10 protein-coding genes are annotated in these 13,083 nt (G+C 57.3%); 6 read left to right on the top strand and 4 right to left on the bottom strand.

Annotation, left to right across the window (positions count from 1 at the left end):
• Nucleotides 1–39: 39 nt before the first annotated feature.
• Nucleotides 40–612: a CarD family transcriptional regulator gene (locus ACQZ5M_RS12710; protein WP_027673546.1), complete on the bottom strand. Its 573-nt coding sequence runs from the start codon at nucleotides 610–612 to the stop codon at nucleotides 40–42.
• A 534-nt stretch (nucleotides 613–1,146) separates the two neighbouring features.
• Between ACQZ5M_RS12710 and ACQZ5M_RS12705 the strand changes: the two genes are divergently transcribed.
• Together ACQZ5M_RS12705 and ACQZ5M_RS12700 are read left to right on the top strand one after the other, a co-directional pair.
• Complete coding sequence (locus ACQZ5M_RS12705) at nucleotides 1,147–5,910, top strand: NAD-glutamate dehydrogenase (RefSeq protein ID WP_296078597.1); 4,764 nt, start codon at nucleotides 1,147–1,149, stop codon at nucleotides 5,908–5,910.
• Nucleotides 5,911–6,057: 147 nt separating this feature from the next.
• Nucleotides 6,058–7,368 carry an MFS transporter gene (locus tag ACQZ5M_RS12700; protein ID WP_449079956.1) on the top strand — a complete coding sequence of 437 codons (1,311 nt, stop codon included), beginning with the start codon at nucleotides 6,058–6,060 and terminating at the stop codon, nucleotides 7,366–7,368.
• A 91-nt stretch (nucleotides 7,369–7,459) separates the two neighbouring features.
• On the opposite strand, the gene phaR is transcribed toward ACQZ5M_RS12700, so the two are convergent.
• A complete protein-coding gene (phaR, locus tag ACQZ5M_RS12695; RefSeq protein WP_296019201.1) occupies nucleotides 7,460–8,038 on the bottom strand; it encodes a polyhydroxyalkanoate synthesis repressor PhaR in 579 nt (192 codons plus the stop codon).
• Between the two features lie 244 nt (nucleotides 8,039–8,282).
• Between phaR and ACQZ5M_RS12690 the strand changes: the two genes are divergently transcribed.
• From ACQZ5M_RS12690 to bfr, 4 genes are all read left to right on the top strand, one after another.
• Nucleotides 8,283–9,464 (top strand): acetyl-CoA C-acetyltransferase, encoded by a 1,182-nt coding sequence (locus tag ACQZ5M_RS12690; protein ID WP_296078599.1) that lies wholly within the window; start codon nucleotides 8,283–8,285, stop codon nucleotides 9,462–9,464.
• A 71-nt stretch (nucleotides 9,465–9,535) separates the two neighbouring features.
• Complete coding sequence (phbB, locus tag ACQZ5M_RS12685) at nucleotides 9,536–10,261, top strand: acetoacetyl-CoA reductase (RefSeq protein ID WP_296034876.1); 726 nt, start codon at nucleotides 9,536–9,538, stop codon at nucleotides 10,259–10,261.
• A 248-nt stretch (nucleotides 10,262–10,509) separates the two neighbouring features.
• Nucleotides 10,510–10,821 carry a (2Fe-2S)-binding protein gene (locus ACQZ5M_RS12680; RefSeq protein ID WP_113326764.1) on the top strand — a complete coding sequence of 104 codons (312 nt, stop codon included), beginning with the start codon at nucleotides 10,510–10,512 and terminating at the stop codon, nucleotides 10,819–10,821.
• Nucleotides 10,787–11,278 carry a bacterioferritin gene (gene bfr, locus ACQZ5M_RS12675; protein WP_027673553.1) on the top strand — a complete coding sequence of 164 codons (492 nt, stop codon included), beginning with the start codon at nucleotides 10,787–10,789 and terminating at the stop codon, nucleotides 11,276–11,278. Before ACQZ5M_RS12680 ends, bfr begins: the two co-directional genes overlap by 35 nt.
• A 52-nt stretch (nucleotides 11,279–11,330) precedes the next feature.
• Here bfr and ACQZ5M_RS12670 read toward each other — a convergent pair whose 3' ends face one another.
• Together ACQZ5M_RS12670 and ACQZ5M_RS12665 are read right to left on the bottom strand one after the other, a co-directional pair.
• A complete protein-coding gene (locus tag ACQZ5M_RS12670; RefSeq protein WP_296078600.1) occupies nucleotides 11,331–11,843 on the bottom strand; it encodes an RNA pyrophosphohydrolase in 513 nt (170 codons plus the stop codon).
• 36 nt (nucleotides 11,844–11,879) lie between these two features.
• Complete coding sequence (locus tag ACQZ5M_RS12665; protein ID WP_296078601.1) at nucleotides 11,880–13,070, bottom strand: divergent polysaccharide deacetylase family protein; 1,191 nt, start codon at nucleotides 13,068–13,070, stop codon at nucleotides 11,880–11,882.
• Between the last annotated feature and the right edge of the window lie 13 nt (nucleotides 13,071–13,083).

The following is a 13,083-nucleotide window of genomic DNA, read 5'->3' as shown; positions in this document are numbered from 1 at the left end:
AAGCGGGCGGGTTTTTTGACATTCTGTAAGTGATAAGCCTTAAGCGGCTTCTTCTTCCGGCGCGTCGTCTTCTTCGACGGCCTTGCCGCGCTTGGGGCCTTTATTGAGGTTGACCTCGACAAGGCGAACAGCTTCGGTCTCGGACATCTTGTTCACGGCTGCAATTTCGCGAGCCATGCGGTCGAGAGCGGCTTCGTAAAGCTGACGTTCGGAGTAAGACTGCTCAGGCTGGTTCTCGGCGCGGTAAAGATCGCGAACCACTTCTGCGATGGCGATCAGATCGCCGGAATTGATCTTGGCGTCATATTCCTGCGCGCGACGCGACCACATGGTGCGCTTGACACGTGCCTTGCCCTGAACAACCTTCAGCGCACGCTCAACGAAATCCCCTTCGGACAGCTTGCGCATGCCGATGCTGACAGCCTTGGCGACAGGCACCTTGAGGCGCATCTTGTCTTTCTCGAAATCGATGACGAAAAGTTCGAGCTTCATGCCCGCGACTTCCTGTTCCTCGATTGCCGAAATGGTACCGACACCGTGAGCGGGATAAACGATCGCTTCTCCGGTTTTAAAACCGTGGCGCGCTGGAGATTTCTTCTGCTGGGTCGTCATTCGTTTTAAAAACTCCCTGTTACATACACCCGGGGGTTTCCGGGGTCGGGTCGGTCAGGCCCGGATGAGACGGGGGAAACCGTCAGGTGACTCCGCACTGGTCCAGCCAAGCACGCAAAAAGAACCCATCTTGCAATCTGGGGATCGATAACACAAAAGTAGGATATGTCACGGAAACCGCGTGCAATTGATGATTTGCTTTCGTGGTGTTTTAGGGCACACAAGTGCCGCGCTGTGGATCAGTTTTATCTGTCTACCACAAAAATACGTGGAAATCAATAATTTGCTTCCACCGTGACTCTGGAGTCACAACAAGGATTATTCAGACGTTAACATCAAGCGCACAATAAACCATCGAAATCGAGCGGCCAAGCGGGGTCAATCGATTAAATTCCAAGCGCTTCTTTAAATTGTCGATTGCCACTTAAACTATTCATAATTCCGGGCCAATATCCGATTCGAGTTTGGGGAAAATCATGATTTTTCTCCCTTTTATCGTCGAGATGGACGGATTTTCGGAAGAAAGAAGGCAAAATGGGCTACCGAAGCAACCCAAAACGCGACAAACAGCTCGAAAAAGCAAAAAATCTGGCGCAAGCCAATGGCAAGCCCTTTATCGATCCAACTACACTTTTTAGTCGTGCCAGCACTGACGATATCGAATACTATTCGCCGGAGATGCTGGCGCTCGCGGCAAGCCATACATCGAGCGAATTGTCGCACTGGAAAGACGGTCGTCCCTATATCGGCATTGCGCAGGTCGAGGGTGTGTCTCCGCGTGAGGTCCCGGTTTCCGTTCTCACGATCATCGGGGGCAATATGCCCTTCCTTTATGACTCGATAATGGGGGAAGTGACCAGCAGCTATCGTAGCCTTTATCTCGCAATACATCCTATCATGGTGGCCGATGCCCAGGCGATTGGCGGCTATAGGCTGGCCGATCCGGACGCAGATGCAGCGCAAGACACTATCAGCCTCATCCAGCTGCATATCGCGCCAATCTCATCTCAGGCTGCAGACGCATTGAAAGAGCGGCTTCGCTTTGTTCTAGCCCAGGTTCAGTCTGCCTATAGCGACTGGAAGCTAATGTTGGCCAAGCTCGATGAGGCGCTGCACGAATTGAAGGAGCGCGGTTCCTCGCGCCGCAAGGCTGACCGCGCAGAAGCCACAGAATTCCTCGAATGGCTACGCAAGGACAATTTCACTTTTCTCGGCATGCGCGACTACATCTATTCCGGCAAAGGAAGTTCGGCGAAGATCGAGCGCGGCGACGGTGTCGGTCTCGGGATATTGAGCGATCCTGATGTGCGCGTGCTGCGGCTTGGCAAGGATGCTGTTATGACAACGCCGGAAATCCTGGCGTTTCTGGACGGCCCGGATTTTCTCATTGTCACCAAGGCCAACGTAAAGTCGCTCGTCCATCGCCGCGCCTATATGGACTATATCGGCATCAAGCGTTTCGACGCTGATGGCAACGTGATCGGCGAACTGCGCATCGTTGGCCTGTTCACTGCAACCGCTTATACACGCTCGGTCAGGGATATACCCCTTCTGCGCGCCAAGGCCGCCGAGGTGGAAGAGCATTTCGGCTTCGACCCCAACAGCCACTCGGGGCGCATACTGCACAACACGCTTGAATCCTATCCGCGTGACGACCTCTTCCAGATCGAAACCGATCTTCTGGTTCGCTACACAGAGCAGATCATGGAGCTTGCCGACCGTCCGCGGGTGAGGGTGCTTGCCCGTATCGATCGTTTCGACCGCTTCGTCTCCGTCATCATCTATGTGCCGCGAGAGGAGTATAATTCCTATGTGCGCGAAAAGATCGGCGACTATCTCGCCCGCGTCTATGACGGCCACATCTCCGCCTATTACCCGGCGTTTCCGGAAGGGGCACTGGCCCGCGTTCACTTCATCGTCGGGCGCAGTAATGGCAAGACCCCGCGGATTGCGCAGGACAAGCTGGAAGATGCCGTCAGCGATATCGCCGCACGCTGGATCGATCATTTCACCGCACTCTCAGAGCCAGGCGCTCCGTCGCTCGATGTCGATCAGGCCTATCAGGAAGCCTTCACACCAGAGGAAGCGATCGGCGACATGGCCGATATCGTCGCCACTGCCAAGGGCGAGCCGGTTCGCATCGAGTTCTACCGTACGCCTGAGCAGGCTCAGAACATTCTCTCGCTGAAGATCTTCCACCGTGACGGCCATCTGCCGCTGTCGCGCCGCGTGCCGCTTCTGGAAAATCTCGGCTTCAGCGTCATCAGCGAACGGACGTTCGATATCGGCGTCCTTTCCGGCGATCATACCGATGTCATCGTTCTTCATGATATGGAGCTGAGGGTTCAGCCGGGCGTGACGCTTGATCTTTCCGTCAATGGGCCGCGGCTTGAAGAGGCGTTTCTCGCCGCCTTCAACGGCACTGTAGACAATGACAATTTCAACCGCCTGATCATTGCCGCCGGGCTGACGGTACGCGAGGTTTCGGTGCTGCGCGCCTATGCGCGCTATCTGCGCCAGACGGGCATCGTCTATTCGCAGGAGCATATTTCCGAGACGCTGTTCAAATATCCGGCGATTGCGCGGAGAATTTTCGAACTCTTCGCCCATGGTTTCGATCCGAAGCTCGGTGAGAAGGCGCGGCTGCGTAAGCTGTCCGATCTCCACAAAGCCATCGAGGCCGATCTTTCCGGCGTGCCCAATCTGGATGAGGACCGCACGCTTCGTCGCTACGTGAACGCAATCGATTCCACGCTTCGCACCAACTACTTCCAGCGCAACGAAGACGGTTCGCCAAAGGCGATGCTTGCCTTCAAGTTCGATCCGAAGCTTCTAGATGGACTGCCGGACCCACGTCCCTTCCGTGAAATCTTCGTCTACGGCACGGAGGTGGAGGGCGTCCACCTGCGCTTCGGCAAGGTGGCACGCGGCGGTCTTCGCTGGTCGGATCGTGGCCAGGATTATCGCACGGAAGTTCTTGGTCTCGTCAAAGCCCAGCAGGTAAAGAATGCCGTCATCGTGCCGGTCGGCGCCAAGGGCGGGTTCTTTCCAAAGATGCTGCCTGTAGGCGGCAATCGCGACGAGATCTTCAATGCCGGCAAGGATGCCTACAAGACCTATATCCGCACGCTTCTGTCCATCACCGACAATATCGTAGGCGATGATGTTGTTGCGCCTGTTGATACGGTTCGGCTCGATGGTGACGACCCCTATTTCGTCGTTGCTGCCGACAAGGGAACGGCGACCTTTTCCGATACCGCCAACGGGCTTGCCCGAGAGGCTGGTTTCTGGCTCGACGATGCCTTTGCCTCTGGTGGATCTGCCGGTTACGACCACAAGAAGATGGGCATTACCGCACGTGGCGCCTGGGAAACCGTCAAGCGCCATTTCCGCGAAATGGACACCGATATCCAGACCACGCCGTTCAAGGTCGTCGGCGTGGGTGACATGTCCGGCGACGTCTTCGGCAACGGCATGTTGCTATCGGAAAAGATCGAACTGATCGCCGCGTTCGATCATCGTGATATCTTTATCGACCCGACGCCGGATACGGACAAATCCTTTGCCGAGAGAAAGCGGCTCTTCGAACTGCCGCGTTCAAGCTGGCAGGATTACGACCGCTCGACACTCTCCACGGGTGCGATGATCATTTCGCGAGCGGAAAAATCCGTGACGCTAACGGCGGAAGCTGCGGCGGCCATCGGTATCGACAAGACGGTGGCGACACCCTTCGAAATCATGACGGCGATCCTCAAAGCTCCTGCCGATCTCCTGTGGTTCGGCGGTATCGGAACCTATGTGAAGGCGGCGGTTGAAACCAACGCAGAGGTCGGAGACCGTGCCAACGATCCTATCCGCATCAATGCAACGGAAGTGCGCGCCAAGGTGATCGGCGAGGGCGCCAATCTCGGCATCACCCAGAAAGGTCGCATCGCCTATGCGCTGTCCGGCGGACGCTGCAACTCGGATGCCATCGACAATTCGGCGGGCGTCAATTCCTCCGACGTCGAGGTCAATATCAAGATCGCGCTGGCATCTGCCGTCAATGACGGTCGCTTGACCTTGCCGAAGCGCAATCAGCTGCTGGCCTCCATGACGTCGGAAGTGGCGCAACTGGTGCTGCGCAACAATTACCTGCAGTCGCTGGCGATCTCGCTTGTCGAGCGTAAGGGCAGCGGCAACCGCGAGGAGCTCGGCCGTCTGATGGCGGCACTGGAATCCTCCGGCCAGTTGAACCGCAAAGTCGAAACCCTGCCGAACGATGCGGAGTTTAGCGAGCGCTATGCTTCGGGCAAGTCGCTGACCCGGCCGGAAATCGGCGTCCTGCTCTCTTACGCAAAGCTGACCCTGTTCGACACGCTGGTGGCAAGCACCCTGCCTGACGAATCCTATCTGCAGCACCTGCTTACCGACTACTTCCCAAGCAAGATGCAGAAGACTTATGCGGGCGATATTTCCAGCCATCGTCTGCATCGCGAAATCGTCGCCACTGTCCTTGCCAACCAGGTGGTCAACCGTGGTGGTCCGGGTTTCGTGCAGAAGCTGGTGGATGCGAGCGGCCTGCTGGCGCCTGCCGTCGTCAAGGCCGCAATGATCGTCGAGGATGGCTTCGGTCTTAAGCGGCTGTGGGGAGAAATCGACGCACTTGATGGGCAGATTTCCGGCGATGTGCAAAACGATTTCTATGCCAAAATTATGGGGATCTTCGGCGACGCGACGCGGCTTTATCTCCAGACGGCAGGCACCATCACTGGTGCCATGCAGGACGAGGTGGAGCGACTGAGAAGTGCCATCAAGACGCTGTCTCCGGCTGCGGCAAAGTATCAGGATGAAATCGGTCTTGCCGAAGTCGATGGCGTTTCACCTTCGCTGCTCAAGGAGTTGGAAACGCTTCGATTGCTGGTCTATGTACCGGAAATCATGCTGATCGCTGATCAGGCCGGCACGACATTGGCGCGGGCTGCGGAAAGCTACGCCGCTGTCTCCACCACCTTCCGCGTCGCAAGGCTTCTTGATGCCAGCCAGCGGGTCAGCCCGGCTGATCACTATGAAAGCCTCGCGCTGCTGCGCAGCCAGGACCAGATTGCCTCATCGCGTCGACGTATCGTGGTTTCTGCGCTGACCGAGCATGCCAAGGAGAAGAACCCGGTGCAGGCGTGGTATTCAGCCGATCGTGTCCGCGTCAATCGCATCGTCTCGGAACTTGCTGCACTCAGCGATAGTGGCGAGACAAATCTGGCGCGCCTCACCGTTGCCGCCGGTCTGCTTTCCGATATAGTCCAGACCAGAAGCGTATAAGGTCCAACGGCGAAATGACCCGGCTGTAAAAGCCGGGTCGCCTGCATGCGGAAAGGCAATCCATTGAGTTCTTCTTTCCGTGTGACAGAATCGGTCGAGTCCACGGCGGACGCGCCAAAAACGGACGCCAAGGGGATCTGGGGTTGGATGCTGTTCGATTGGGCAGCGCAACCCTTCTTCACCGTCGTCACCACCTTCATCTTCGGGCCTTATTTCGTCGCGCGGCTGACGGATGATCCCGTCTCGGCGCAGACGCTCTGGAGCAATGTCGCGACCATCTCGTCCGTTGTCATTGCGATCTTCTCACCGATCCTTGGATCGATTGCCGATCAGTCCGGGTCGCGAAAGCCCTGGATCGCGTTTTTTGCCGTCATCAAGATTATCTGTCTTGCGATGTTGTGGTTTGCCGCGCCCGGATCACCGGTGCTGTGGCCGGCCCTCTTCATGATCTTTGCCTCGATTGCGGCCGAGTTCTCCATCGTCTTCAACGATTCCATGATGCCGCGTCTGACGACACCTGAAAATGTCGGGCGGATTTCCAACGCCGCCTGGGGGCTCGGTTATCTTGGCGGGATGATCGTACTGATCTTCATCGTGCTGTTCATGGCAGCCAGCCCACAGACGGTCCTTACCATCATCGGCCTGCCGCCGCTTTTCGGTCTGGACCCGGCATCGGGAGAGGATGCCCGCATCACCGGACCGATCGCCGCGATCTGGTATTTCATCTTTATCCTGCCGATGTTCTTCTTCACGCCGGATGTAAAGAAGGGGCTGCCGCTTGGGCGGGCCGTGCGCTCGGGTCTGTCGGAATTGACATCGACGCTGAGGGAGCTGCGCCACCGCCCGCTGATCACGCGTTTTCTGATCGCGCGGATGCTCTACCAGGATGGCGTCAACGGGCTGCTCATCCTCGGTGGTGCCTTCGCGGCTGGCATGTTCGGCTGGGCGACGATGGAAATCGGCATTTACGGCATCATTCTCAACATCGTCGCCATTGGCGGCTGCTTTGCGGCCGGCCGGCTCGATCAGCGGCTCGGCTCGCGCAGGATGATTATCGTCAGCCTGCTGCTGCTGTTGCTGGCAACGCTTGGCATCGTCTCGACCGAGAAGACATCGACACTGTTTGGCCTGCTGCAGTTCTCGACGGAGGAAACCCAAGGCCTCTTCAGCAGTGGGGCGGAGAAGGCCTATCTGGTCTATGGTGTTCTGATCGGCCTTGCCTTCGGCCCGGTGCAGGCCTCGTCGCGCTCCTATCTGGCTCGCAACATTACCGTTGCCGAAGCGGGTCGCTACTTCGGTATCTATGCGCTTTCCGGGCGCGCCACCAGCTTCATGGCAACGCTGATGTTTTCCGCAACCACCTATGTAACTGGCTCCGCCCATGTCGGCATGGCAACGCTGATCCTGTTCCTGGGCGCTGGATTTATGCTGCTGCTCAGGGTGCCGAAGACGATCTAAAGCGTGTCGCGATCTTTCAGCTTCGCCCCACGCTTTGGTTTTGTCGCATGTCGTTGTCGCAAACCGCTCAACAGTTTCGCGCTGACCGAGTTTAAAGCTGATCGAGCTTTGTCTGGAGGTTGCGCAGTTGTGCCTTCAACTCGTCGATCTCGGAGGCGTCAGGCTTGCGCTGTTCCTTCGGCGCCGATGCAGGTGCTGCAAAGGGCGTGAACATCTGCATCGTCTGCTTGAAGAGTTCGGTATTGCGCTTGATCTGCTCTTCCATCAGCTGGAACGGCGCGGAGAAATTCTTCGTCAGCGACGGGTCGCCGAACGCCTTGCCCATATGCTCCTGCATATGGCTTTGCTGCTCGGAGAAGGTCTTCATCGAATGCTCGAGAAAGGTCGGCACGACCATCTGCATCTGATCGCCGTAATAGGAGATCAACTGGCGGAGAAAGGCGGTCGGTAGCAGCGTGTTGCCGGTCTTGGCTTCCTGTTCCACGATGATCTGCGTCAAGACGGCGTGCGTGATGTCTTCAGATGTCTTGGCGTCCTGAACCTTGAAGTCCTCGCCGCGCTTGACCATTTTCGCCAGGTCTTCCAGCGTCACGTAGGTGCTGGTGCCGGTATTATAGAGACGCCGATTGGCGTATTTCTTGATAATGGTCTCGCCGCCATGTCTTCCCATGCTCGCCTCCTCGCGATGCCGGTATTGCGCATTTTTTTGGTGTTTTTACTCTTCCCATCCAAAAGACTATGCTGAAACAAAGGCATCTGACAAATGGTTTGTGCGATGCAGCAGTCACTTTCTTGCGCAGCAATTGTACAGCATGTCGATGTTGCTTTGCGGCGTGCCATGAAATCAACCTCGCCAAATTGACTTGCGCTTCAAGCTTTGACAGTCTCGCGCCAAAATTCGGGAGAAAACATTCATGGCTTCATCCTCAATCGTGATCGCAAGCGCTGCCCGCACGCCGGTCGGTTCATTCAACGGGAGCTTTTCCAACACGCCGGCGCACGAACTCGGCGCAGCCGTCATCACCGCTGTTCTGGACCGTGCAGGCGTTGCCGCGACCGACGTCGATGAGGCGATCCTGGGACAGGTGCTGACTGCAGGCGAGGGGCAGAACCCCGCGCGCCAGGCGGCAATGAAGGCTGGCATCCCGCAGGAAGCAACCGCGTTCGGTATCAATCAACTTTGTGGTTCGGGCCTTCGCGCCGTTGCACTCGGCGCGCAACAGATCGCGCTTGGGGATGCTTCCCTGATCGTGGCAGGCGGCCAGGAATCCATGTCCATGGCACCGCACTGCGCGCATTTGCGGGGCGGCGTGAAGATGGGCGATTTCAAGATGATCGATACCATGCTGAAGGACGGTTTGATCGATGCCTTCCATGGATATCACATGGGTATCACGGCAGAGAATATCGCTCGCCAGTGGCAGCTTTCGCGCGAAGAGCAGGACGAATATGCGGTGCGCTCGCAAAACCGCGCAGAAGCTGCACAGACAGCCGGGCGCTTTGAAGACGAGATTGCCCCCTTCGTTATCAAGGGCCGCAAGGGTGATGTGACGATTGCCGCAGACGAATATATCCGTGCGGGTGCCTCGCTCGAGGCGCTGACGAAGCTGCGCCCGGCCTTCGACAAGGACGGCAGCGTGACGGCTGGCAATGCCTCCGGACTCAATGATGGCGCAGCCGCCGTGCTTTTGATGACGGAAGAAGAGGCTGCCCGACGCAACATCCAGCCGCTGGCACGCATCGCGTCGTGGGCCACCGCCGGTGTCGATCCACGGATCATGGGAACTGGCCCAATCCCTGCCTCGCGCAAGGCGCTTAGCAAGGCAGGTTGGTCCGTTGGCGATCTCGATCTGGTCGAGGCAAACGAGGCCTTTGCCGCCCAGTCCTGTGCCGTGGTGCGCGACCTCGATCTCAACCCGGAGATCGTCAACGTCAATGGCGGGGCGATTGCCATCGGTCATCCGATCGGTGCGTCTGGCGCGCGTGTCTTGAACACGCTCGTTTTCGAGATGAAACGGCGTCAGGCAAAAAAGGGCCTTGTGACACTCTGCATTGGCGGTGGCATGGGCGTTGCCATGTGCCTAGAGGGTCTGTGATCGTCTGAAAACATTGAAATGCCATGTTGGCCCCTCTAAAGGACCATGCATTAAAATCGAGGGCCTTGAAGATGAGCCGTGTGGTATTGGTAACGGGTGGAACGAGCGGCATCGGCGCAGCAATCGCCAAGGCCTTCCAGGCAGCGGGTTACAAGGTCGCGGTGAATTACGTCTTTACCGAGGATCGCGCCGAAGCCTTTCGGCAGACAACCGGCATCCCAGCCTTTCAATGGGATGTGCGGGATTACGATGCTTGCGTGGCGGGCGTGGCGGAGGTTGAGCGAACGCTCGGACCGATCGACATCCTCGTCAACAATGCCGGCATCACGCGAGATGCCATGTTCCACAAGATGACGCCGCAGCAATGGCGCGACGTCATCGATACCAATCTCAATGGCGTCTTCAATATGACCCATCCGGTCTGGCCCGGCATGCGCGAGCGCGGTTTTGGGCGCATCATCACCATATCCTCGATCAACGGACAGAAAGGCCAGGCGGGACAGGCGAACTATTCCGCCTCCAAGGCTGGCGATATCGGGCTGACGAAGGCGCTGGCACAGGAAGGCGCGTCGCGCAATATCACCGTCAACGCAATCTGCCCCGGCTACATTGGCACAGAGATGGTGCGCGCTATTCCCGAAACCGTTTTGAGCGAGCGCATCCTCCCGCAGATCCCGGTCGGTCGATTGGGTGAGCCGGACGAGATTGCCCGATGTGCGCTCTTCCTTGCATCCGATGATGCCGGGTTCATCACAGGATCGACACTAACGGCCAATGGCGGACAGTACTTCGCCTAACGGACGGCGAAAAAGAGATCACAAACCCGTGAGATCGGATGCCTTTCGCCGATTGAGTTCATCGGGCCGATCAACGCTCTGCTCATCAAGAATCTGCTAAATAAATGAAAAGACGAAACTTTTCATCTAGTTTAGAAGCGATCTAAGCCGATCACTTGTCCAATCGCGTGATTGTTTTTCTTGACATTGAATGTCCTGTTTTGGTTTAACAGAAAAAACAACGCGTTGGGTCACACAGGCATTGGATCATGCTGGTTTGTAGCTGCAATTACATCACCGATAACGACATTCGCGATGTCATCAACGAGCTTCTGGACGAAGACTGTTGGCAGCTCATCGTTCCTGCGAAAGTCTATCACGCCATGCAGAAGCGCGGTCGTTGCTGTGGCTGTTTCCCGACTGTCGTCGACCTGATCATCAAAACGACGGAAGACTATCATGCACGTCGGCACTCGACTGAGGCCGAAGTTTTTGATTTTATGTCCCGCTTGAAACAATTACATGAAGACCACAGGAGAGCGGACATTGAAAGGCGACAAAAGAGTCATCGAGCAGCTTAACGAGGCACTGTTCCTCGAACTCGGTGCGGTGAACCAGTACTGGCTTCACTACCGGCTGTTGAACGACTGGGGCTATACGAAGCTCGCCAAGAAAGAGCGCGCCGAGTCGATCGAAGAGATGCAGCACGCTGACAAGATCATCGATCGCATCATCTTCCTCGAAGGCCATCCGAACCTTCAGACCGTAGCGCCCCTGCGCATCGGCCAGAATGTCAAGGAAGTGCTGGAAGCCGATCTCGCTGGCGAATATGACGCTCGGACAGCCTACAAGAAGTCTCGCGACATCTGTCACGACGCTGGCGACTACGTCTCGATGAAGCTGTTCGAACAGCTACTCATCGACGAAGAAGGCCATATCGACTTCCTCGAAACACAGCTCGATCTGCTCAACAAGATCGGCGAAGCCAAGTACGGCCAGCTCAACGCCGACTCGGCCGATTCTGCCGAATCCGAGTAATTCTGACAGACGATTGAAAAAGGCGGCAGAGATGCCGCCTTTTTTGTTGCCATCACTTGGCTGCCAGATGGCGGAACTGGTCGACGACCTGTTCGTAGACCGCACGTTTGAACGGCACGATCAGGTCGGGCAAGGTTTCCATCGGCTTCCAGTCCCAGGCGTCGAATTCCGCTTCGTTACTGCCGGGCGGTGGGTTGATCTGGATTTCGCTTTCGTCGCCATCGAACCTGAACGCAAACCATCTCTGCGCTTGGCCGCGATATTTGCCGCGAAGCCCGATGCCGATCAGCTGCGGCGGCAGATCGTAATGGATCCAGTCACGCGCCTCGGCCAGCAGCGTCACCGTCTTCATGCCCGTTTCTTCATAGAGCTCACGAATGGCGGCAGCCAAAGGGGCTTCTCCCTCGTCGATGCCGCCCTGCGGCATCTGCCAGAGTTGGGGCGACCCATCGAACTCTGAATTGCCTTGCGAGATACGGCGTCCGGCCCATACGAGGCCCTTATCATTCAGAACCATGATACCGGCGCAGGGGCGGTATGGCAGATCGGCTGCTGTGATCGACATTTTCTAATCCGGACGTTGTTGGGTTGTGGGGAAGACTTACTGTTTGGCGTCTTGCGAAACAAGCGCGGAAACACCAACGATCTCGATGCCGCGACCAGCTGCCTCGACCGACCATTTGGAAATGGCGGCAACACTTTCATCGAAGGCAGAGGCGACGCCGATAGCGGAGCCGTTTCTGCGGGCAATTCGCTCCAGATCGTCCAGCTTGCGCAGAATGGCTGTCTCGTTCACCTGATCGTCCAGTTGCAGATCGGAAAAGCCTGTCGGCGTGGAAACGGCCTTCGCGATTATGCTGGTGCGCGATTGCGCCGACGAACCGTCATCCAGAAAGAGCAGGCCACGTTGGCCAATATCGCGAAGGACGGGTTCAAGCGACTTGTCATCGGCCATGAATCGCGCGCCAAGATAGTTCATCACGCCGGTATAGTTGGTGATCTTGGCCATGGAGCGGTGCAACCGCTCGATATTGACCTTGGGCGGATCGGAAATGAGCAGCGTATCGGGGCCGGGATTGGTGCCAGGATAACCGAAAGGCTCGAACGGTATCTGCAGCAGGATTTCATGACCTTCGCGGCGGCCCTCCTGCATCCAGCGCTGCAGGCTGTTCCCCGACGCGGCAAAGCCGAGGGTGACTTCAGGCGGAAGTTCCTTGATGGCCTTCTGCGTGCCGGTCTGGCTGAGCCCCAGGCCACCAACGACGATAGCAATCCGGGTGCCACGCGCACCGGACCAGGGTCTGGCGTACTGATCCATCGGTTTCAAGCCGTCTGCGCTGACAATCGGCAGTCTGCCGAAGGGGCTATCCTCCAAAAGCTCGTCATTCGGCCGCATGGCCACACGTGGATCCTGCCCAACCGTCTGGCCGGTCATCAGCACAGGCGCATTATCGGTTCTGTCCTTCGGCGAAAAGACGGAGACGACGTTGCCGTCCGACATGGTATTGCGCTGAACATTGGCGCCGGAACGGCCACTTTGCAGGTCAACGGCGTTACCGTCGTTTGCGGCTACCGCCTGGTCCTGCGGCGCTCCCGCCGGTCCCAGTGTCACGTCCGGCGCGGTGGAGCTTTTTGCCAGATTGCCTGGAGAGAGAGCCGTGTAGAGGGATAGTCCGGCCACACCGCCGCCAACAAGAATTGCAAGCAGCATCGACACAGAAAAGCGCCGGAAGAACCCGGCGCTCTGTTTACGCTTCCGACCCATGAGCGGTTTACGCAGGTCTGATGACAATGATGTTTCCGTG

It is taken from the genome of Rhizobium sp. 22-785-1 (assembly GCF_053521965.1).
This window is presented reverse-complemented; position numbering and strand designations above follow the sequence as displayed.